Raw genomic sequence first — 20,080 nt, 5'->3', positions numbered from 1 at the left:
GAATATGTATGATAAAAAGTTCGAAAATCCTAAACATATTCCGCTTAAACTCGCTTCTCTATCCGATAAACTCTTTGTGAAATATGTAATGATGTAAGAGGAGGAAACAACATGTTATTGCGCTACTTTTACGATGAAAAGCTGGGCCATGCATCCTATCTTGTTGGTTGCCAGAAAACGGGAGACGCAATTGTGATTGATCCCAGCCGCAATATAAAACCATATTTGCAATTTGTAAAAGAAGAAGGACTAAACATCGTAGCGGCTGCAGAAACTCATATTCATGCCGATTTTGTTTCCGGTGCTCGCGAACTCGGCGTTACGCATCAAGCAAAGCTGTTTCTTTCCGATGAAGGTGATGCAGATTGGAAGTATCAATATGTCGATGAAATAAAACATCAACTTGTGAAAGACGGTGATCGCTTTTCCATGGGAAAGCTGATTTTTGAGGTTATGCATACCCCCGGCCATACCCCGGAGAGCATTTCCTTTCTGTTGACGGATCGCGGAAGTAATGCGGATCGTCCAATCGGCATCTTTACAGGAGATTTTGTCTTTGTAAGCGACGTCGGAAGACCCGACTTGCTGGAGAAAGCGGCTGGCATCAAGGGTACGGCAGATTGTGGCGCAAGAGCAATGTTCAAGTCCCTATTGAAATTCAAACAACTGCCAGATTATCTGCAGGTCTGGCCGGCTCATGGTGCAGGAAGCTCTTGTGGTAAGGCATTGGGGGCGATTCCTTCTTCCACTGTTGGTTACGAAAAGCTATTCAACTGGTCAATGACTTACACCAACGAAAAAGATTTTGTGAAAGCCTTGCTTGAAGGGCAACCAGAACCGCCAAAATATTTCTCTGTGATGAAACAAATTAATAAAAAAGGCCCTGCGTTGCTTAAAGATTTACCTGTAGTGTCAGAGATCACCTCAATGGAACAAGTGAGAGGCTTGCTGGATAGCGAACAAATTGTAGATACCCGTCCCTCTCAAGAATTTGCTAAAGGGCATGTGAAAGGTGCAATAAACATCCCATTTAACAAAGCTTTTTCTAACTGGGCGGGTTGGATTATTGATTACAATCGTCCTGTGTATTTTATTACGAACCCGCATGAAGCAGATAAACTTCTGAAAGCACTTCACTCCATAGGTATAGAAAATGTGGCAGGATTCATGGACAGTGGAAAAATCATTGCAAGCGGTATGTTTTCGCTCGAATCATACACGGAGGTAACATCGTTAGAAATAGCAAATGCGGTTGAGAACGGACTCGTACAAGTGGTTGATGTTCGCAATCTGACTGAATGGCAAGAAGGTCACATTCCGAACGCACAACATATCATGCTAGGAACGCTTCAAGGACGGCTAAATGAAATCAAAAGTGACAAACCGATTCTTGTTCAATGTCTTTCCGGAGCTAGGTCTGCTATTGGTGCCAGCATCCTCCAAGCTAATAACGATTTTAAACAAGTATTGAAATTGGATGGTGGAATTTCCCAGTGGCAGGAAGCTGGTCTTCCAATCGTGTGACAAGGACCAATCCCTTGTCTCTGTTCAAGTTTTCTCTTCAATGCAACTGAGTACACTAACTTATGTCAACTGTAGGGCAGTTAGCTAAGTTCTCTTTAGAGTTGCTTGAGAAGAAGTTAGGCATAATGGGGAACCAGTTGTATTATCATGCACATGGAATTGATTTATCTGAAATAGGAGCTCCGTTAATGCAAGGGCAGATTAGTTTTGGTAAGAGTCAGATTTTACTGAGGGATTACACAAGGAGAGAAGAGATTAAGGCTGTTCTTCTGGAGATTTGCGAGAAGTCGCAAGAAGGGCACGTGCACATAATAAAGTTGGTCGAACACTCAGTTTGGGAATTGGTTACAGTAAAGATGAGCTTGGCGATGGATTTCACCGATCTAAAACAATTGATCTTCCCACGAATATAACAATGGACAATTATCGATACTGCTTGATTTTGTTTGATAAGTTCTATACAGGAAAAACAGTAGGAAGTATTTCAGTTACTTTATCCAATATTGAAGACGATGTGAATCAGCAATTAAGTCTGTTTGAAAAGGATAGAGAGAAAAGAAGGAAGCTTGGATTTGTTATGGACGGGATAAGAAATAAATACGGATCTAAAGCGATTTTACGAGCTGTTTCATATACACCTGGTGGAACAGCATTGCATAGAGCAGGTTTGACTGGTGGACATAAGTCATAAAAATACCCCCATAAAAGGGGGTAGGCAAAACATTTATGCGGTTTGCCCTCTACGTTCCACTGAGAAGTCACCATAGTGATCAAGAGCAATTTGGATACTGGCTGTGTGGCCTCTTCGAGCTTCCTTTAAAACCTTGTGGTCGTCAAGAAAGTGATGTCCAACAATGCCAAGTAAGATAACTAAAAAGATAAAAGCTGATGCAAATTTAAATTTCATAAAGACAATCCCCTCTCTGAATTTGTTTTCGGGCATAAAGCACTTTCTCATAAAAGGCGGTAGCTACTTTATGGTCTTCATTTACATTATAATACATTGCTGCATCAGTCGCTAGGTCTTCCACATCTGAAAGCATAGCCTTTGATTCTAAGTAATCTAAGATTTTAAAAAGTCGGTCTTTGTCATTCTCAACGAATAAACCCATAAGAAAATCAAACATTTTTCCTAATACGTCATCGTTCAACTCCTTTGACAGCATAAGACCTTGTTCACAAACCTGTTTTCCATCAACTGTGTTGGACAACTTAAAGTGTGTTTTTGCCAACATTAGAAGTATGTCTAGCAGTCGGCTAGAATTGTGAAGAGAATTACTTTCGTAAATCGAGACACCTTCTTTAAAATACTCTAAAGCCTTCTCCATATTTCCTGTTGCAAATGAGCATAAACCGAGATTATACAAAGAAGAGCCTATTAACCGAGGCATTTTAATTTCTTGTGCTTGTTTTAATGCATTCATAAAATGCGGAATTGCTTTTTCAGGATATTCCATGTCTAAATAATTCAGGCCGATGACAAATGAACATTGAATTACTCTTATTGAGTATGTTTCGTGCGCTTTGTAGGTTCCTATTGCTTGAACAATATGGTGCATAGACATGTGGGTTTGCTTCATGTGATAGTACACTTCAGCTACTTTATAATGAAATTCGGCGCGCTCTATTTCATCGGGGACAACGGCTAACTTCTTTTCAGCTCGGTTGTAAAAACTTATTGCCTTAAGATATTCGTATTGTTCAAATTCATACATCCCATGAAAAAAGTTAAAATAATATTCAAGAATTCCTTTTAGATCACTTTGTTTACTTTCGATCTTTTCTAATAAGTCTGAAATCTTGGGTCGTTCTTCATTCATAGTTTTTGGTTCAAGATAATCAAGCATTAATTGATGTCTAAAACACATGAGCGAATAGTACAACAATAAATCTTGATCTTCTTCCATACACTCTATTTCTTGTCCAACTTCATCCTTTAGGATTTCTGCATCTGCAACACTGAACAATCTTATGTATTTGTACCATTCATTGATTTTTAAGCCAACTTTTGAAGAAGAGATCAATTGCTCCAAAAAAATCACCCTCCTAGCATTTCGTCTGATTATGTAATATTTTATCATAATGTAATAAGTTGGGAAGGGTGTTTTTTCTTATTTATCAATTTAGATATGAAATGCAAAAAAAATACCCTTCTCGTTAGAGAAGGGATGTGATCAGTTTGTTGTTGCTTTTAGAGAAGCAAGCCACTCATCTAATGTTCCTGAGAAACCTTGTTGAACGGCTAATTCATATGCTGATTTTCCATCTTTACCGGCAGCGCCAGTAGCACCTTTAACCCCGGTTGCACCTGTAGCTCCAGTATCGCCTTTTTCACCTTTTAATGAAGCTAACCATTCCTCTACAGTTCCTGAAAAACCATTGTCCACTGCAATATCATAAGCAGACTTCCCAGTGACAATTGAGACATTAACCATCGGATTGAAGAAACTCATTTATGCGCCCCCAAAAAGTTATATGTTATTCCTGACTCAGAAATCTTGAAGCTTGTGATAGGTGAATCACGAGCGTCCATTTGAAAGCCTTGTCCAGCTCTTAAATAGATAGGATTTCCACCATTGTTGATACGTGACATTCCTGATCAATCGAAAAGCAGCTGAACTTATAGAAAGAATATTTAATCGTCCATGTTGCAGGTGGGGAAGGGATTACTTCATGGTTAGATTCTGACTTCTCAAGCATTGAACTCCCGATATATCCAGATCCTATTTGCATGTTCAACAATCATTCCTTTCTTCTTAAAAATGAAAAAAGGGGAGATAAACTCCCCGATTAGGCGGTGATCCCCCTAAGATAGATATCACTGCTGAGTATTATGTGGTTGCCTTTGCTAAAGCTTTTGGAGGCAGGCCCATAATCTCAAGGTGCGATAGCAAAAGTTTTGAAGGGGAAACTCGTTGGATTGTTGATCATCATAACTTAATACCACTAAATTAAGATAAAACAACAATTTCAGATGAATGTAATCAGAGTATAATTAGACAACAATTACGAAATGGGTGAGTTAATGGATTCTAAAATTAATCAACTTGAAAAAGAAAACTTATTATTAAATCAACAGCTACAGAAAATAAAAAGGGAGAAATCTGATACAACTTAATCAAGAAATTGATTCGGCAGTTAGGATGGTAAGGGATTACAGGGAAAAGTCAATTGAAGACATTAATCAGTTGGATAAAGTTTATCAAGCCTTAGTTAAAATTGCAAAAATGAAAGTGAGCGAATTTAAGTCCGATGACAATTACAAGAATCTTTCAGAAGCAATAAGGATTTCACAAGGCATTATACATAAATCCTCTCACGATATGGTTTCAACCGACAGGAGAAAGGATTTCATGAAAGCTACTATTGAATTAAATCCTAAGCCTATTGGAAATCCGATAAATGAAAATAATAAAGCTGATTTCAAATAAAACAGCAGTTTTAAAGAGAGTTAACAGATAGAGTATCATGCTATAATATTGAATTAATTAGAAGTAGTGTTTAGTAAGAGAAAAATATTTAGGGCGGGAAGAGATTGGATAACTATGAGTCTAACATAAATATACTTAATGAGATTGATAAAAGATTAAGGAGATTTAATTTTAATTCTAAACTTGAATTATTAAGAGTGTTACATCATGCTACATCTGTAATTAATCCTAATGATGATTTTTTAATCAGTCTATTGCCTAATAATATATTAAGAAAACAAATTAGAGGTAACATATATAATCATGAACTAGCATATCTCTCCTTAGCCTCTATAATAGGGAAAGAGTGGGGTGGATATACGCCAGATATTAGTTATAATGATTTAGTGAAAGTAATTAAGTTATATCGAGAATATAATATTCCATTTAAGCATAAAGATGATTTGAATTTGTCTGATCAGGAATTATTGTCACAATTTTCTGTGAGAGTCGGTTTACAACAATTTATTTATCAGAGGCATCCTTTTAAAAGTTTTTATAGGTATCACTATCTGTTTAATTATGAAAGCCCTGAAATTAATGTTAAAAAAATTTTTCTTGAATTGTTTGGTTATGAGTATGAAGATTATTTGTTATTCTCTTGGGCTTTATATAATTGTTCCTCGAAATACTGGGAAATTGATAAAGATAATTTTATTAGAACACTTGGGGAAATTTTCCGATTTTCTGAAACAAAAGTGAAAACTTTAATAAATACCTTTTTAATTAATAGAGAAGAATTTATAGTTTTGTATGAACAATTTGCAACAATTGATCCAAAAATGAAAGTCTATGATTTCAACCCATTACTAATGAAACCGATTGTAACCTCAAATGGCTCTGACCTTTTATTTCCAATGCCTTTTTCAATTTTCATAGCTGTTACAGAGGGGATGTATCAACAAATTTGCACTGCAAAAGGTTTGGAATTCAAAAGTGCTTTTGGAAAACACCCTTACGAAGATTACATAGAACATATTTTAAAACTTCATAATTATCTTTATATAAAAGAGTTTGTGTATAGATTTCAAAAGAACAATTTAAGATCCCCTGATTTTATGTTAGTTAAAAATAATCACGTTATCATAGATATCTGCGCCCTTAACATACTGTTTCTTTTTGCTTTTGAATCGCTTACCCCAGTTGTTCTGATAATTCCTTACCCCTTTTCCAGCCCATGCTTCCATAATTTTGTTACGGACGGGATAAGAAATAAATATGGATCTAAAGCGCTTACGAGCTGTTTCATATACACCTGGAGGCACAGCTTTGCATAGAGCAGGTTTGACGGGCGGACACAAATCATAAAATAAAAAGCCCACTCATATGAGTAGGGCTAAATTAATTAATTTTTTAACCTCCGACTGGCCTTTCAGCTATCTGGATGTTAGATGGTGAATCTGTACTCAATTGCGTTAAAGCTACTCCACTTAAAATTACAGTTAAAATAGATACGCAAAGCATAATTTTTTTCATAAGATTCCCTCCACCTGATTCATTTTCTGTTCAGCCCAAATTTTTTCATTGAAAAAGCTTGTTGCTTCTTCAAAAGCACCTATTGATTCAAACCTTTTTGTAGCTATGTAGGACAATTCATCTACACTTTCAAGGTCATTTTGTTGTTTTAAAAACTCAATGTAACGGATGCAATTATTGAAGTTGTTTTTTAATTCACCACAATATAGGTTGTATAGGATGCTAATTTTGGCTTCGTATATCTTATTCTCCATTAATATGAGTCTTTCCTGTGCTTTATTGTAAAAATTAATGGCTTTCATTTTTTCGTCAATTTTAAATTGTTCCTTAATCATCATGAATAAAGAATTTATATAATAATTTGAATTCATCCAAGATTCATTTCCAATAGCTTTTTCGAGAGATTTAATGCACTTATCAGGTTTGTCCCAATCAGAATACACGATACTAAGGTTGTGATATAACTGAGCTTCCAAAAATTCATCCTTTGTTTCTTGTGCAATGTCTATTGCTTCTAAATAATATGTTTCTGACTCTTCAAACCGTTTCATATCGGAATAGTTTGCAGCCGCAATCATTGTTGAAGTTGCCAGTTTGCATTTATAGTCAGGGTGTCGCTTATATATTGCAATTGCATTCTTGATATAGTGTTGTGCCACAATGCTTTGTTTAACAAGAGTGTATAAGTAGGAGACCTTGGAGTAGAATTCAGCTGCTTCAATTTCATCCGGAATTTCTGCAAGCTTTTTCTCAGCTAATCCATATAAGTTAATTGCTCGATCATAATTTTTGTTGTATGCCTCGTACATTGCTTCAAATAGATAAAAGTTATATTCCAATTTATCGTTCGTTCTTTTTATGAAATTTTCATTCTCTTCAGTGAAATAAGTGTGCTTTTGTAATGGCTCTCCGCGTGAAGAATGCAGCAACATTTTGTGTCTTTCTTCTAATAAACTGTAATATGCAAGAACTTCTTGATCTTCTTCCATGTCATCGAACAGGCTTTTTATCTCTGAGTAATATTTTATTGACTCATTTACCTTTTGTTTCTTTATAGCAATGTACCAATCATTCAGTGTAGTAGCGACAACCTCTGAAGCGATCTTGCTCATCCAAACCCCTCTTTCTGAAAATTTCCAAAATCCCTTGAAAATAATCATAACATGTCATTGAAAAAAATGTAAAAGGATGTAGAGTTTTTGTGGTTTCTAATTTGAAAAAACGGAAAAAATACACTCCTCGTTAGAGAAGGGTACGTGATCAGTTTGCTGTTGCTTTCAGAGAAGCAAGCCACTCATCTAATGTTCCAGAGAAACCTTGTTGAACAGCTAATTCATATGCTGATTTTCCATCTTTACCGGCAGCACCAGTAGCTCCTTTAGCTCCAGTACTGCCTTTTTCACCTTTTAATGAAGCTAATCATTCAAAAGTGATGAATATTTAATTCGGGAGTAAGGGAAATTAACAAAAAAATGTGAGGGAATGTAGATGAAACGATTTATCTTGGTTATACCTTTATTGGCTGCTGTTATTGCCTCTTCAACTCAAATGAAAGCAAGTCCAATGCCTTGTAGTGCAGTCCTCGAACCGGTAAATCAAAAACTGAAAAATGCGAAGGGTGCGGCACTAATCTATAAAGTGCGGTTATACCCGCCAAGTGCTGCAAGAACGAATATGAGTATTCTTGCTGTCCACCTTCCTCAACCATCTTCTTATGGAAGCTACGACGGTTATGAAGGATTTGCCGCCAAAACAGGGGAGATCAGTTGGCGATTTAAACTATATCCGACTCCCGAGGGAGAGAGTCCTAATTGGGCTGGAAGGATTGATTCCATATCGGCTGAAATGACAAATGTTAAAGTGCAAGTACGCCTTTCAAATTCTAAGACACAAAAGTTGGGGCCGAGTGTATTAACAAACAATATTCAATCTTGCTATTAGAAAGTTAGAGCTCTTATCAAAGAGAGCGATGCGACTGGATCTTTTGAAAAAATTCTGATGAAAAATGAAAAAGATTCCATAAAGGTGGAGTGCAAAAGGCAACGGTATGAATGATGAGGAATTAAGAATCGTTCTGAAATCAATTCATCATTGACAGAACAGAGCCGGTAAAAGTCGATATTGCGTTTGATTTTGTACAAGAAAGACGGCATAAAAAGAAATGGTTAGCTAAAAAAAGGCAAAGAGTCAACGCTCTTTACCATCAGGTGTTTTCCTTAAGCGGTCTGCAATATGCTTAATTAAATTCAGCGCAGCAGTCACTAATCCAATAACTAAAACAATTTCAAGTAAGAGGATAAATCCAAAATTTAAACCGCGACTTTCAAAGTAATCACCAGTAAAAGAGAGCAATTGATAAATACCAAGCATTAGCACAATAAAGGAAGTGCCTATAATCGCCAGAGACTTTTTAGAGAACTCCTTAGTATGGTTAAAATTATAAACCAATAAGAACAAAAATAGACAAGCCATGGCGATCTTATGAGTCAATGAATCACTTGCTGAAAACCCTTGCACAAGTAAGGAGATAATTAATCCGGTCATTCCGATTATTTTGTTCAATATATCACCTGCTTTGTATAAGTATGACTTAGATGTCAGCTTACCAATTAAAGGTGATATTCTCAACATAATGCAGTTTAAAGTTAACTTAAAATGTGATTATTTTAAGAAAGAGGTTGAAATATGCTCGGTTGTCAAAAAGGGGAGCAAGTAAGGTTTTTGAGAATGAAGAATTGGGAATTATATTGTGGACGACAATTCGAGGTTCTGTAGGTGTTGAATGGGACTCTGGTGAATATGGTGAATACAATGATAAAGTCGATGAGCTATTAATGTTAGCAGATTAATATGTTTTCCGAAAGTTAAACGAAAGCAGTTCATTAAAGGAAGGGTTAGACAATGATTAAAATACCGCTATTCCAAGATGAATATTGCAATGGTGAATTGTTGAAATTGATAGGCTATTAAATGGTTTCATAAAAGCAGAGTTAATTAATATTGAAGTGATTGATATCAAATACATTTCACTAAATACTGTGTGAACTCATAATACAGCTCTGCGTATATATAGAGAAAGGACTTAAGATCACTAGGACGTGAAGATGAAATCATGATTTTAAACGGAGTAAGAAGAAGAAATGAAAACCTATGTAGCAACCAAGGAAACTGAGTACTTTACCAATGAATCAATTAAAGAGGTGCTTTATGCTGGTGACAATAAAGAAGCTGTCTTTAGCAAAATTGATGGCACTTCAGGCAACAGGATAATTTTAGATGTTTGTTTTGATGGCTTGAGGATTAAATCTTTTATCAGAATTCATAATGGTGATTGGCGAGTAGCTTTTGATAAATTGGGCAGCACAAAGAAAGAAGTTGAAGACTACAATGCCAAACTAATTGAGGCAAAATTTCTTTTAAATGTTGGAGAGAGCTGAACAAGTCTAGATAAAAGAAGAAGGATTTTATCTAGACTTGTTTTTTGTGTGGGAGCAGCCTTGAATATTCGATTGTATTACCAATATATCGTAATTTTTACAAATAATCCATTTCTGTCTTACGATAGTTTTTAACGAATACAAAAAAGCCCCACGAATGGAGCTGCTAAATTACGTTTTATTGAACATAGCCAGAAAAGTCGCTCGGAGCAGAGAAAGATAGATAGTAAAGCGCATTGGCATCTAGATTTTTTATTGTTCCTGTAGCTGTACCATTAGCATTTACAGTTAGTGTTTCAGTAGCAAAAATCCAGTCGGAATCATTCCAAACTTTCACAGTTAGTTTAGTTCCAATATTGTTTGTAATTGAATAGCTTATCGTAGATTTGCCTTGAAAATAACTGTTTGAATATAATGTATTGCCAGTTGCTTGTCCAGCGAATGTCAATTTGTTTTTCGTAAGATTTACAACGCTATTTGAATTAGGAGGGTTAAGACCAAAAGCTTTAAATTCACCTTCGACAGAGCTAGTAAGCTTAGTTGAAAACCTAGAATTGTCGGTCTCAGCAGATGCGGCAGTGGCAATGCTCAGAGAAAGAATGGCCACCATGGTGCAAATAATAAAACTAAACAACTTTTCCAAATTAAACACTCCTTTATTTGTAAATTAAAGTAAATAATAACATTTAATTTTAGGAGGTCAATAGGTTTATTCAAACTGGAATGAATCTGTCACAAAATATGAAGAGCATTTTGGTGAATTACAGCTAAACGATTTGGATAACTTATTGTATTACGTACTTGACTTTAAAAGGCTAAGCATTAAGGAGTTATGTAATGGAGAGATTATACTCTCCAAGATTCAAAGGAATGTATGCGGAGTTCCATGTAGTCCTTAAATCTATAATCACTTTCAGCCAGCTATAAGAATGTTTATTAATCTCATATGGGGAGTTAGCTTTTTTAATACGATTCCTTCAAGATGCTTTTCTTTGGTAGCTTAAAGTAAGCTAAACCGTTTCCCTGCAGACCTTCAATAACAAATACATTGTAATGTTCAAGGTTAATGTCTAAAAGCATGTTTTTTCGTTCAGTGAGCGGCTTATTAGCAATTGAATGCCCATTAATATAAATTACATCGACTACACAGTAAACGACCTTATGGGCAGATTTTTTAGACATAAAGCGTCCCATTACAGTCTCAAAGTCAGGAACACCACCTTGGGCTGCAAAAACAACAGTACCATTGAGCATATCAAGATTCGAGAGTTCTGGGAACTTGTTTGTTACTTTATTGTTGTGACGAAGTATAAAGCTGGAAGGTTCAGTGTGAGCTTTAGGGGCTGAATTTCTTAGAGAAAGCACTGTATGAAGAGGGATTTTAATTAAATAAAGCAGACATTAAGCCTGCTTTATCTTTTTGAACATTAATATGCATTATGTTCTCACCAAATGCCCGTCCTTAAGATTTTAAATTCTGGGCACGATCAGACTTTTTAGGGAAAATACATTCTAACAAAAGAAAAAATAAAGTTAATCCTAATGATAATTTAAAATTGTCGCTGTTCCCAATTGAACATAAGATACCCACTATATAAATGAATAAAAACCTAAACAATGAGGCAAATATAAACTTGAAGAAGTTATCCCCAATGAGATGCCTTCCAACAGCCACAAAAATATTATCAAAAGTAAAAGAATAAACAACCATACACACACTTGTTATAACAATCTGTTTAAATTCTATTTCTAATTCAAAGAAGCTTACAAGCACATTTGCTGATCCTGTTGCAAATAAGATTATCACCATTATGACTGCAGTAGGAATGAGTGATAAAACCAAAGCTCCTATTACTGTAGATAATAAAAATTTTTCATTTGTGTTTTTTTCTGCAGCTTCTTTCTTTTCTCCTCTGTACATAAAAATAAAAAAGACGATGAGAGATAAAAGATAAATTGATAACGTCATAACAAGCAGATTCATGGTGATCTCTCCTTACCTAATTAAAACAAAAGAGTGAAGGTTGTAAGCCTCACTCTCTTGTTTTTAATGTATAGTTATACCAAAAAGAACACAACAACCTTCGCAATTAACTGTGCATCAGCTAATGGAATTCCGGCTTTCACTAAGGCCACAGTAACAGCTGTTTCTCCGAAATTTGTAAGTTCATCTATAACGTCCGCCGCTTTGTGTCCCCACTTAGAACAAGCATCACCAGCTTTTTGAGCCCATTTATATGGGATCTTTTTAATAAGGTTTCCTAAAGCGGGGCCACCAACCCTAAGTGCTTTTACTAATATTTGTTTAGCGAAAGGAATGCCCTGTGTATGTACTTCAGAATTTGAAGCTAAAGGAGCCTGTACGCTATTTTGAACTACAGGTGCTTTTTTACTTTCTGCTGCACTTGCATAGCCAGGAGAAACAACTGATATAGCCAGCACAGTCAACGTGAACACCATGATAAATGAAATAAGTTTTTTCTTCATTTCTTCACCATCCTTAAATAACCATTAGTTTAATATATTTACAACTATATTGGATATTTGTAATAAAATCAATATATTACCTAAAAATTTTCAGTTATAAAAGAAGGAACAAGAATTTTAAAAACATACTTTTGTTATTATACGAGACACAACTTTTTTAAAAAAGAACCGAAAGTCTCATTGGGGATGCCCATTTTATGCCGTGGAGAAGATTCAATAAAACTGTAGTTTTAACAAAAACAAATATTTTCAGGGTAACGTCTGAGTGTAATATCATTAAAACACTCAGAGGGGGAATTAGGTTTGAGAAACACCATTGACAAGATTGGAATTTTACTGAAGTGGTTTGCTTTGTGATTTTGGAGTAGGAGTAAATGCAAAAGAGCTAAATCAAAGTAGGAATGATACTGAAAGCAATGTCTACCACCAACCAATCAATGTACTTAAGACCGCCTCAAATATTAAGAGCCCAGGTTTTTCGACAACTGCGGATGATTGGCAAGATGCCGGAACTACATACGGCGATACCAAGTTTGACAAGTATTCAACTGCTGCAGTCGTTCAAACATTAGGATTTGCATTAAATTTGCCTACAGGGGGATGGTCTTCTTATTTAGCTGGACTAGCTAACATGATTATTCTAGGTGAATATAAAATTGTTTACTTTAAGGATAAGCAGGAATTTAAGATGGCAGGGGCAACTCTCATGACAAAGCACCATGTAACGATTTATGAAGATAAGGATCGAAAGAAAAAAATCGGGAGTGACAGCTTTATCATCACAGACAAAGGTGGCCCAAAAGTTGTTGAAATGTAATGGATAAAAAATAATCCTCCCTTAGGTGGGAGGATTATTATATGCTGTTTATTATGCTGTAAACTAATGCTACAACAAACAATGGATAAGAGATAATGGCAATTAATTTTGAGGATTTACTCTTATTTTTTTCAAATGTGTAAATTAGTGCAAACCCTAAAAAGAATATTGTGACAAACCAAGAAGAATAGGACGGGTACAATGCAATAAGTAAGACAATAAGAGTGGATAACGCAAAAGAAGAGTTTAGTGTTATTTTCTGATCGTTTTTCAAATAAACCGCCTCCTTACACATATTCTCCCCATATAAAAACACTTAAACATTATATTAAGTCAGCATATGATTAAATGATAAACATTTTAAGTAAAGAACAAGATAAAGTAATCCGGCATTTCAAGGACAAGCTGAACATGTCTGAAAAACTGTACAAATCCTTAGTACATTTAAACTGCTTATAGATAAGCAAAATGATTAAGCGGAAAGGCTAGATAGACTTATAAGTCAGACCTTACCTAAACATTAGATCGCTTAAAGAAGGTGATGTGGTTGATCAGCCAATGGAATATTTCATGATGCAATTGTGCGGTTCTATAATGGTGAAGACCTCGCCGTGTTCCATTTGTCCAGGGGGAATTTGTTTAAATTCATAAACATGAGGCGTTTTAGTCTGTCATTTCCTAAAACAGTGTTTTATCCTTGTTACAAATATGCAAGAAGGGCGGTTTGAACTTGTATAGAGTGTTTATAATGCTGTTAATTTTGTTATGTATAACATTAGGGTGTCAAAACCAACATAACAAACATTTTATGGAGGCTGAGCAAACCATGGTCGGCTATGTCATTTTAAAAGGAGAGAATCAAGCAATTCTCATACCTAATGAAAAAGCTGATGTTAAAGACTATGAAAATCTTAGTGAAAAAGAGATTATTGAAAAGTATAGATCGGATATAGTTTTACTGGGACTTAGTGAACTTAACAATAAAGATGACTTGAGCAAAGGACAAAAAATTCGTATTTGGTATAAAAAATTAAATGAATCTTCACCTCCAAAAACAAACATCTCAAAGTTTGAAAGTATTTAGTTCATATTCTTTCATTCCTAGGAATGCCGCTGCAAAACTGAAGCGGCATATTGAACAGAAATTAATGTCTTCAAACCTCACCTCATTCGCGGTGGCTTATTCCTGCCCCGAGATTTATTTGACGATTGTTGACTCAGGTGCAGAGAAGGCATATGTCAAGAACACATTTTGAATTACTGGGCACCTTGAATAAAGCCAGCATTCCCATATTTATATGCGAAGAGATCGGTACTGAACGCTGGATAAAGAAAAAAGTTAACCATACATTTGAACAAGCTTGCGAGGCTTTGATAAAGAAAGAACAGTCAAGAGACGAACCATTACATACATATAATACTCCTGTGAAAGCGGGGGTGTAGTTTTGGAACCTTACCAACGTTATGAGGAATTAAAGAAGAAAACAATAAAGGTTGTCCATAAAGATAATTACAGTATCCGCTATATAGATCAGGATGAAGCGAGTAATGACTTAGATGAATTTTATAAACAATTTGCTCAGCATTTATTGGAGGCTGCTTTGGAAAGGAGTGCAGAGTAGACTTCTTTTTTTGATTGGTTTGTAGTAAGTATCTTAATAAACGGCTTTATCGGTACTGATATTAATCACATGCGTCACCTCTTGCAGCAAAGCGGCTTCTGCGACATTTTGTCCGCCGATAAGGTTGGTTTGAATGGCTTCAAAGGGATTATCCTCACATGTCGGAACCTGCTTCAGCGCAGCTGTGTGAAAGACAATATCAACACCTTTCATCACTTGGTTGACTCTTCTGTAGTCACGAACATCGCCGAGCACAAACGACAGTCTTTGTTCATCCGCGTATTTTTGTTTCATTACATATTGTTTACTGTCATCTTTGCTGAACACAATGACTTCTTTAGGGGTTAAGAGCAAAAGGCGTTTTACTATTTGGCTTCCGATTGATCCTGTCCCGCCTGTGACGAGAACAGTTTTATCGTGAAAAAACGGTTGTAGCTCTACTGCTTGCTGTTTAGGCATGGCTTATCCTCCAACTCTCGTTTCTCTACCATGCATCATATGTTGAACAATTTCAGCGAGTTAATGAAAGAAACCAATAAATCAAAAATTAGAGAAAAACATTAATCTGATGCGCTTTCATATCGCTTTATCCGATTAATAGAATAGAAATCACAAATAAAACATTGTACTAAATATTCATTTTAAATATTTGCTCACGTCAATTTTTTCTCTCCGTAAATTCTCACATGCGGACAATCTTCACAAAAACTTAACACTGAACTTCCTGTATGTATTTTACAATTAAAGTGAACGTTCATTAAAAGGAGGAAGGAAAATGAATCATTCAAAAACACTTTTGTTAACCGCGGCAGCCGGATTGATGCTCACATGCGGTGCGGTTTCTTCCCAGGCCAAGCATAAGCTGTCTGATCCTTATCACTTTACCGTGAATGCGGCGGCGGAAACGGAGCCGGTTGATACAGCCGGTGATGCAGCTGATGATCCTGCGATTTGGCTGGACCCCAAGAATCCTCAGAACAGCAAATTGATCACAACCAATAAAAAATCAGGCTTAGTCGTGTACAGCCTAGAGGGAAAGACGCTTCATTCCTATCATACCGGGAAGCTGAACAATGTTGATATCCGCTATGATTTTCCGTTGAACGGAAAAAAAGTCGATATTGCGGCGGCATCCAATCGGTCTGAAGGAAAGAATACCATTGAGATTTACGCCATTGACGGGAAAAACGGCACATTACAAAGCATTACAGATCCAGACCGCCCGATTGCATCAGCAATTGATGAAGTATACGGTTTCAGCTTGTACCACAGTCAAAAAACAGGAAAATATTACGCGATGGTGACAGGGAAAGAAGGCGAATTTGAACAATACGAATTAAATGCGGATAAAAATGGATACATATCCGGCAAAAAGGTAAGGGCGTTTAAAATGAATTCTCAGACAGAAGGGATGGCAGCAGACGATGAATACGGCAGTCTTTATATCGCAGAAGAAGATGAGGCCATCTGGAAGTTCAGCGCTGAGCCGGACGGCGGCAGTAACGGAACGGTTATCGATCGTGCCGACGGCAGGCATTTAACCCCTGATATTGAAGGACTGACGATTTACTACGCTGCTGACGGGAAAGGTTATCTGCTTGCATCAAGCCAGGGTAACAGCAGCTACGCGATTTATGAAAGACAGGGACAGAACAAATATGTTGCGGACTTTCAGATAACAGACGGGCCTGAAACAGACGGCACAAGCGATACAGACGGAATTGACGTTCTGGGTTTCGGGCTGGGGCCTGAATATCCGTTCGGCCTTTTTGTCGCACAGGATGGAGAAAATATAGATCACGGCCAAAAAGTGAATCAAAATTTTAAAATGGTGCCTTGGGAAAGAATCGCCGATAAAATCGGCTTTCACCCGCAGGTCAATAAACAGGTTGACCCGAGAAAACTGACTGACAGAAGCGGAAAATAAACATGAAAAAAGCAGCTTATCAAAGCTGCTTTTTTTGATGTGAAGAGCGTTTCATGAGAAAGTCCTGGAACGGATAGCCGCAAGCACAGCCGGCAGCCGGTCATACGTGTACGCCGGTACTGTCTCTTGGTAATTAAGCGCCGCGATTTGTTTACGTTCACCCGGGTTTGTCATATAAAAATGGATCTTATCCGCAAAATCCGCAAGCCCGCTGTAAGAAACAAAGGATGAAAACGGGGGCGCGGAAGAAAGGTCTGTCAGCTGAAAGGCCTGACAAGCCGCAATGTCTAAGCTCCTCGTATTTAAACTGATATTTTCGATGCCGCGTCCGTTCTGATTGAGCGCAAACCGATAAGAACGGTGAGGGTTTAAGACCACGTCTGCGCTGTTGTAATATAATGCGGCATGTTCGGGTTCAATCCATTCATCCATTACGAGCACATTTTGCTGCCTGGCGATTTTTTTAGGCAGATGTCTGCGCCATCCCTTCCCGATAATACGAAGCGTATACGGAAGCTTCGCCGCTGCTTTCACCAGTTCAACGCGGTTCGGGTAAGGGTATCCGATCAGAAGCAGATTTGTGTGAAGAGAGGCTTCAGCAGGTTGTTTCTTAAAAAGCCGCTGATTAACGGGGATCGGGACATAATATACGTGCTGTAAGCCCATTTGCCGGTAAGCATCAAGCGCGTTTTGTTCTATCGTCAAAACGGCATCGGCGAAAGGGGCGATTGTCATGCTCACATCGAAATAAAAAGGATCCTCCGTCATCCATAGATAAACGGGAATCTGTTCTGTCTTCAGCCATTGAAGCCATTCAGACGGAATACGGTCTCCCGTCATCATCAGACTGATGTCTGGTTTGAATGCCCGTATACTGCGGATGGTATCTTCCTCAAACTCAGAAACAGAAAAAAAGCGGACGGAAGACTGTAAAAAGCCTTCCTCGATCCAGCGGTCAAAATACGTGTATATGCCTTTATATCCTGAACGGATATATAAAACGTTCATATGCTGTTACGAAGTGAACGTGACACTTTCAACTTTGTCGACGTCAAGCAATGTTGTAGCAGAGCCTGCCGGTGTAACGGAATTTTCCTGCGTAACAAAAACGATTCCGTGAATTTCGTCAAAGGCAACAAATTGAACCGGGCCGATCATGTCTCCTGAATCCATCACAATGCTGATGACAGTGCCGGGCTGAATTCTTGCAAAAATCCATCTCGCCGCTAATGAAATACCGCTTCCCAATACAGATTGTGCGCTGAGACTGTCTTTCGCCGCTGCTTCATCTACTTTTGCATCAATTGCCGATTCCAATAAATCTTTTACTTTGTTTTCCACATTATCTCCTCCATCTGTGCCGCCAGATAAAGCGCTGTTGTCAAATACAGGGGCTAAAAGAGTTTTCAATAACTCCTTTTTAAGCTCCAAACGATCCTCGCTCATGCGAACATACACCTCCTTTAACAATTTCAACCTCACGTTTATTCATATTCCTGATTGAAGAGATTGGTATAAGTCGAATGCCGTTTTGCTTGTGTTTTTTTCAATATTTAATCAAACAGCTGAATTTTCGAATCAGGCTTTGTTTGCCTATGCGGATTGTAAGAGTATGACATACGTTGTATAGATTAAAAAATGAAGGAGAGGAATACTTTGGATTCAGAAGAAACTGTAAAACACGGGGGTTTTGAGGAGGAATTTCAGCTCGTACTGCTTCTTCTTCTTTTGTTATCCCGTCAGCCGTCCGGAGATCATTCAGATTTGCGGCGTCAGCTTGTAATGGCAAAAGAGCTTGGGGTTCCTGTATCACGCGTCAATCTGATTAACGGCAGCACACTGCAAAACGTAATTGTCAAAGAAGTGCTGTCAGATTTGGCCGTTTTTCAAAATCCGCTCAATAATACGAGATCAAACGTCGCGATTTCAAGCATCGTCAGCTGGGGTGCTTTTTAATAACGGATATCAGGCTCTGTCTCTTTCGGAGCCGTTTTTTACGTTTTACAGAAGGGGTGATGGGATGGAAAAGAAGATCTCAATTATCTTAACGAGTTACAACAAACCGGATCTTGTGAAACAGGCGATTGAAAGTGTTTTGCATCAGACCTACAGCAATTGGGAGCTGTTTGTGATGGATGATCATTCAAATGAAGAAACTTCGGCTGCCATCAGTACGTATATAAAAGATCCTCGCATATATTATGACAACAGTTTTATCAATCCTGCCGAACGGCTGAAGTCGACCCGGTATGCCGTTTTGATTAATGATGCGCTTTCACGGGCTAAAGGCGAATACATCACTTATTTGACAGACGACACCGTATTTCATCCGGATAGGCTCAGCCGCATGGCGGAAGTTCTTAATCAATGCAGCGGGTTTGATGCCGTCTATTCCAGCCAGAAGGTGATACATGTAAACGGGCGCGGAACAGAACAATTCCACTTCTATCGTTTTGCTGAAGAGGTGCTTGATCAGGCCGCTTTTCTCGTTGATCACTGTTCGGTGATGCACCGGAGATCATTGCTTGAGCGTGTGAAAGAGAAGTTCGGCAGCTTTTGGGACGAAGATGTTATGCATTGGAATCACGGAGACTCTGTTTTTTGGAGCAGGCTCAACACATTTACATCATTTCTGCCGATAAAAGAAGTGTTGGATACGACCTATAAAACACCCCACTCATTTCAGAACACGTATCAATCGCTTCCGTCTGTCCTGATCGACGGGTCCTTTGTAAAGGGGACGGATCAGAAAGTATATCAGCTTGACCGAAATAAAAGGAAGCCTGTAAACGAGCGCTGGCATACGTTATATGAAGGGCGAACCGTCGTCATTCCGGATCCGTTTTTATTTCAATATGAGGAAGAGAACTCCGTCAGTATTCCGAATTTTCAGCTCGTCAGGGATCAGTTTCATGTTTATTTTATAGAAGACGGGGAGAAAAGGCTGGTTGATCATAGCGCATTTCGCTTTTACCGATTTAAACGGCATGACATCCCGGCTTTAGAACGGGACGAAATACAAGCGTTTCCGGACGGTCCGCCGATCAGCCGGGGGACATCGGGCTGTATTCAACATCTGCCCGGGAGAATGCTGTTTCGCATTGAACGGGAATTTTATGTTTATTTGAGAGGGGTTCTCCATCCGATCAGTCATGACGTAGCGAAACGCTTTTTTGCGAATCAGAAGGCGATACCCATTTCCTTTCAGCAAATTAAACAATTACCAATTGGAATGCCGTTCTATCCGGTGTACGATGAAATTATGAGAAATCTCAATATAACAAAAGGTTGAGAGATGCAGTTGGATGTGTAAGGAAAAG

23 protein-coding genes and 4 pseudogenes are annotated in these 20,080 nt (G+C 37.7%); 13 read left to right on the top strand and 14 right to left on the bottom strand.

Going from position 1 to position 20,080, the window contains the following annotated elements:
* Nucleotides 1-111 precede the first annotated feature (111 nt).
* Together G9F75_RS10755 and G9F75_RS10750 are read left to right on the top strand one after the other, a co-directional pair.
* Complete coding sequence (locus G9F75_RS10755; RefSeq protein ID WP_167409096.1) at nt 112-1,524, top strand: MBL fold metallo-hydrolase; 1,413 nt, start codon at nt 112-114, stop codon at nt 1,522-1,524.
* 62 nt (nt 1,525-1,586) lie between these two features.
* A pseudogene (locus tag G9F75_RS10750) lies at nt 1,587-2,215 on the top strand (DinB/UmuC family translesion DNA polymerase); the annotation flags it as partial.
* Between the two features lie 33 nt (nt 2,216-2,248).
* On the opposite strand, the gene G9F75_RS10745 reads toward G9F75_RS10750, so the two are convergent.
* The 3 genes from G9F75_RS10745 to G9F75_RS10735 form a co-directional block, all read right to left on the bottom strand.
* On the bottom strand, nt 2,249-2,431 hold the full coding sequence (locus G9F75_RS10745; RefSeq protein WP_029974898.1) for a hypothetical protein: 183 nt from the start codon (nt 2,429-2,431) through the stop codon (nt 2,249-2,251).
* Nucleotides 2,421-3,557, bottom strand: a complete 1,137-nt coding sequence (locus G9F75_RS10740; protein ID WP_029974900.1) for a response regulator aspartate phosphatase — start codon at nt 3,555-3,557, stop codon at nt 2,421-2,423. Before G9F75_RS10740 ends, G9F75_RS10745 begins: the two co-directional genes overlap by 11 nt.
* Before the next feature lie 141 nt (nt 3,558-3,698).
* The gene (locus G9F75_RS10735; RefSeq protein WP_022553195.1) at nt 3,699-3,977 is read right to left on the bottom strand and encodes a collagen-like protein; all 279 of its coding nucleotides are present in this window, start codon (nt 3,975-3,977) and stop codon (nt 3,699-3,701) included.
* Nucleotides 3,978-4,667: 690 nt separating this feature from the next.
* Between G9F75_RS10735 and G9F75_RS10730 the strand changes: the two genes are divergently transcribed.
* Entirely contained in the window at nt 4,668-4,955 is a 288-nt protein-coding gene (locus G9F75_RS10730; protein WP_022553196.1) for a hypothetical protein, read from the top strand.
* Between the two features lie 1,229 nt (nt 4,956-6,184).
* Nucleotides 6,185-6,302, top strand: a pseudogene (locus G9F75_RS20100) (DNA polymerase); the annotation flags it as partial.
* Between the two features lie 45 nt (nt 6,303-6,347).
* Here the strand turns inward: G9F75_RS20100 and G9F75_RS10720 are convergent.
* Both G9F75_RS10720 and G9F75_RS10715 read right to left on the bottom strand, forming a co-directional pair.
* Nucleotides 6,348-6,470 carry a PhrK family phosphatase-inhibitory pheromone gene (locus G9F75_RS10720; protein ID WP_029974280.1) on the bottom strand — a complete coding sequence of 41 codons (123 nt, stop codon included), beginning with the start codon at nt 6,468-6,470 and terminating at the stop codon, nt 6,348-6,350.
* Nucleotides 6,467-7,582 (bottom strand): Rap family tetratricopeptide repeat protein, encoded by a 1,116-nt coding sequence (locus G9F75_RS10715; protein ID WP_159354279.1) that lies wholly within the window; start codon nt 7,580-7,582, stop codon nt 6,467-6,469. Before G9F75_RS10715 ends, G9F75_RS10720 begins: the two co-directional genes overlap by 4 nt.
* 376 nt (nt 7,583-7,958) lie before the next feature.
* Here G9F75_RS10715 and G9F75_RS10710 point away from each other — a divergent pair, with 376 nt between their 5' ends.
* Nucleotides 7,959-8,411, top strand: coding sequence for a YoqH family protein (locus tag G9F75_RS10710; RefSeq protein WP_094295960.1), 453 nt, complete (start codon nt 7,959-7,961; stop codon nt 8,409-8,411).
* A gap of 246 nt (nt 8,412-8,657) precedes the next feature.
* Here G9F75_RS10710 and G9F75_RS10705 read toward each other — a convergent pair whose 3' ends face one another.
* Nucleotides 8,658-9,032, bottom strand: a complete 375-nt coding sequence (locus tag G9F75_RS10705; RefSeq protein ID WP_095060707.1) for a YoqO family protein — start codon at nt 9,030-9,032, stop codon at nt 8,658-8,660.
* Between the two features lie 578 nt (nt 9,033-9,610).
* Between G9F75_RS10705 and G9F75_RS10700 the strand changes: the two genes are divergently transcribed.
* The gene (locus G9F75_RS10700) at nt 9,611-9,907 is read left to right on the top strand and encodes a hypothetical protein (RefSeq protein WP_021493937.1); all 297 of its coding nucleotides are present in this window, start codon (nt 9,611-9,613) and stop codon (nt 9,905-9,907) included.
* Between the two features lie 178 nt (nt 9,908-10,085).
* Here G9F75_RS10700 and G9F75_RS10695 read toward each other — a convergent pair whose 3' ends face one another.
* From G9F75_RS10695 to G9F75_RS10685, 4 genes and pseudogenes are all read right to left on the bottom strand, one after another.
* Entirely contained in the window at nt 10,086-10,550 is a 465-nt protein-coding gene (locus tag G9F75_RS10695; protein WP_021493936.1) for a hypothetical protein, read from the bottom strand.
* A 262-nt stretch (nt 10,551-10,812) separates the two neighbouring features.
* Nucleotides 10,813-11,212: pseudogene (locus G9F75_RS20095) on the bottom strand (ATP-dependent DNA ligase); the annotation flags it as partial.
* 157 nt (nt 11,213-11,369) lie between these two features.
* Nucleotides 11,370-11,891, bottom strand: a complete 522-nt coding sequence (locus tag G9F75_RS10690; protein ID WP_021493934.1) for a hypothetical protein — start codon at nt 11,889-11,891, stop codon at nt 11,370-11,372.
* Nucleotides 11,892-11,965: 74 nt separating this feature from the next.
* Nucleotides 11,966-12,394, bottom strand: coding sequence for a hypothetical protein (locus G9F75_RS10685; protein ID WP_021493933.1), 429 nt, complete (start codon nt 12,392-12,394; stop codon nt 11,966-11,968).
* Nucleotides 12,395-12,740: 346 nt separating this feature from the next.
* Between G9F75_RS10685 and G9F75_RS10680 the strand changes: the two genes are divergently transcribed.
* Nucleotides 12,741-13,211 (top strand): hypothetical protein, encoded by a 471-nt coding sequence (locus G9F75_RS10680; RefSeq protein WP_021493932.1) that lies wholly within the window; start codon nt 12,741-12,743, stop codon nt 13,209-13,211.
* A gap of 37 nt (nt 13,212-13,248) precedes the next feature.
* Here the strand turns inward: G9F75_RS10680 and G9F75_RS20090 are convergent, their stop codons facing one another.
* Nucleotides 13,249-13,485, bottom strand: coding sequence for a hypothetical protein (locus G9F75_RS20090; RefSeq protein WP_021493521.1), 237 nt, complete (start codon nt 13,483-13,485; stop codon nt 13,249-13,251).
* 465 nt (nt 13,486-13,950) lie between these two features.
* Here G9F75_RS20090 and G9F75_RS10670 point away from each other — a divergent pair, with 465 nt between their 5' ends.
* The 3 genes and pseudogenes from G9F75_RS10670 to sprB all read left to right on the top strand — a co-directional run bounded on the left by G9F75_RS10670 (nt 13,951) and on the right by sprB (nt 14,833).
* Nucleotides 13,951-14,295, top strand: coding sequence for a YobA family protein (locus G9F75_RS10670; RefSeq protein WP_260399126.1), 345 nt, complete (start codon nt 13,951-13,953; stop codon nt 14,293-14,295).
* 185 nt (nt 14,296-14,480) lie between these two features.
* Nucleotides 14,481-14,654, top strand: a pseudogene (locus G9F75_RS10665) (hypothetical protein); the annotation flags it as partial.
* A gap of 2 nt (nt 14,655-14,656) precedes the next feature.
* Complete coding sequence (sprB, locus tag G9F75_RS10660; RefSeq protein ID WP_007612049.1) at nt 14,657-14,833, top strand: recombination directionality factor SprB; 177 nt, start codon at nt 14,657-14,659, stop codon at nt 14,831-14,833.
* Between the two features lie 33 nt (nt 14,834-14,866).
* Here sprB and G9F75_RS10655 read toward each other — a convergent pair whose 3' ends face one another.
* Nucleotides 14,867-15,292 (bottom strand): SDR family NAD(P)-dependent oxidoreductase, encoded by a 426-nt coding sequence (locus G9F75_RS10655; protein WP_003153663.1) that lies wholly within the window; start codon nt 15,290-15,292, stop codon nt 14,867-14,869.
* Between the two features lie 316 nt (nt 15,293-15,608).
* Between G9F75_RS10655 and phyC the strand changes: the two genes are divergently transcribed.
* Nucleotides 15,609-16,760 (top strand): 3-phytase, encoded by a 1,152-nt coding sequence (gene phyC / locus G9F75_RS10650; protein WP_014418150.1) that lies wholly within the window; start codon nt 15,609-15,611, stop codon nt 16,758-16,760.
* A gap of 51 nt (nt 16,761-16,811) precedes the next feature.
* On the opposite strand, the gene G9F75_RS10645 is transcribed toward phyC, so the two are convergent.
* Together G9F75_RS10645 and G9F75_RS10640 are read right to left on the bottom strand one after the other, a co-directional pair.
* Nucleotides 16,812-17,768, bottom strand: coding sequence for a CgeB family protein (locus G9F75_RS10645; protein WP_029974272.1), 957 nt, complete (start codon nt 17,766-17,768; stop codon nt 16,812-16,814).
* Between the two features lie 6 nt (nt 17,769-17,774).
* Nucleotides 17,775-18,206, bottom strand: a complete 432-nt coding sequence (locus tag G9F75_RS10640; RefSeq protein WP_014418148.1) for a hypothetical protein — start codon at nt 18,204-18,206, stop codon at nt 17,775-17,777.
* A 210-nt stretch (nt 18,207-18,416) separates the two neighbouring features.
* On the opposite strand from G9F75_RS10640, the gene cgeC reads away from it, so the two are divergent.
* Both cgeC and G9F75_RS10630 read left to right on the top strand, forming a co-directional pair.
* Nucleotides 18,417-18,716, top strand: coding sequence for a spore maturation protein CgeC (gene cgeC / locus G9F75_RS10635; protein ID WP_007407929.1), 300 nt, complete (start codon nt 18,417-18,419; stop codon nt 18,714-18,716).
* 64 nt (nt 18,717-18,780) lie between these two features.
* A complete protein-coding gene (locus tag G9F75_RS10630; RefSeq protein ID WP_017417994.1) occupies nt 18,781-20,052 on the top strand; it encodes a glycosyltransferase family 2 protein in 1,272 nt (423 codons plus the stop codon).
* Nucleotides 20,053-20,080: the final 28 nt, after the last annotated feature.

The sequence above is a fragment of the Bacillus sp. EKM208B genome, from assembly GCF_011800725.1.
GTDB lineage: Bacteria > Bacillota > Bacilli > Bacillales > Bacillaceae > Bacillus > Bacillus velezensis.
This window is presented reverse-complemented; position numbering and strand designations above follow the sequence as displayed.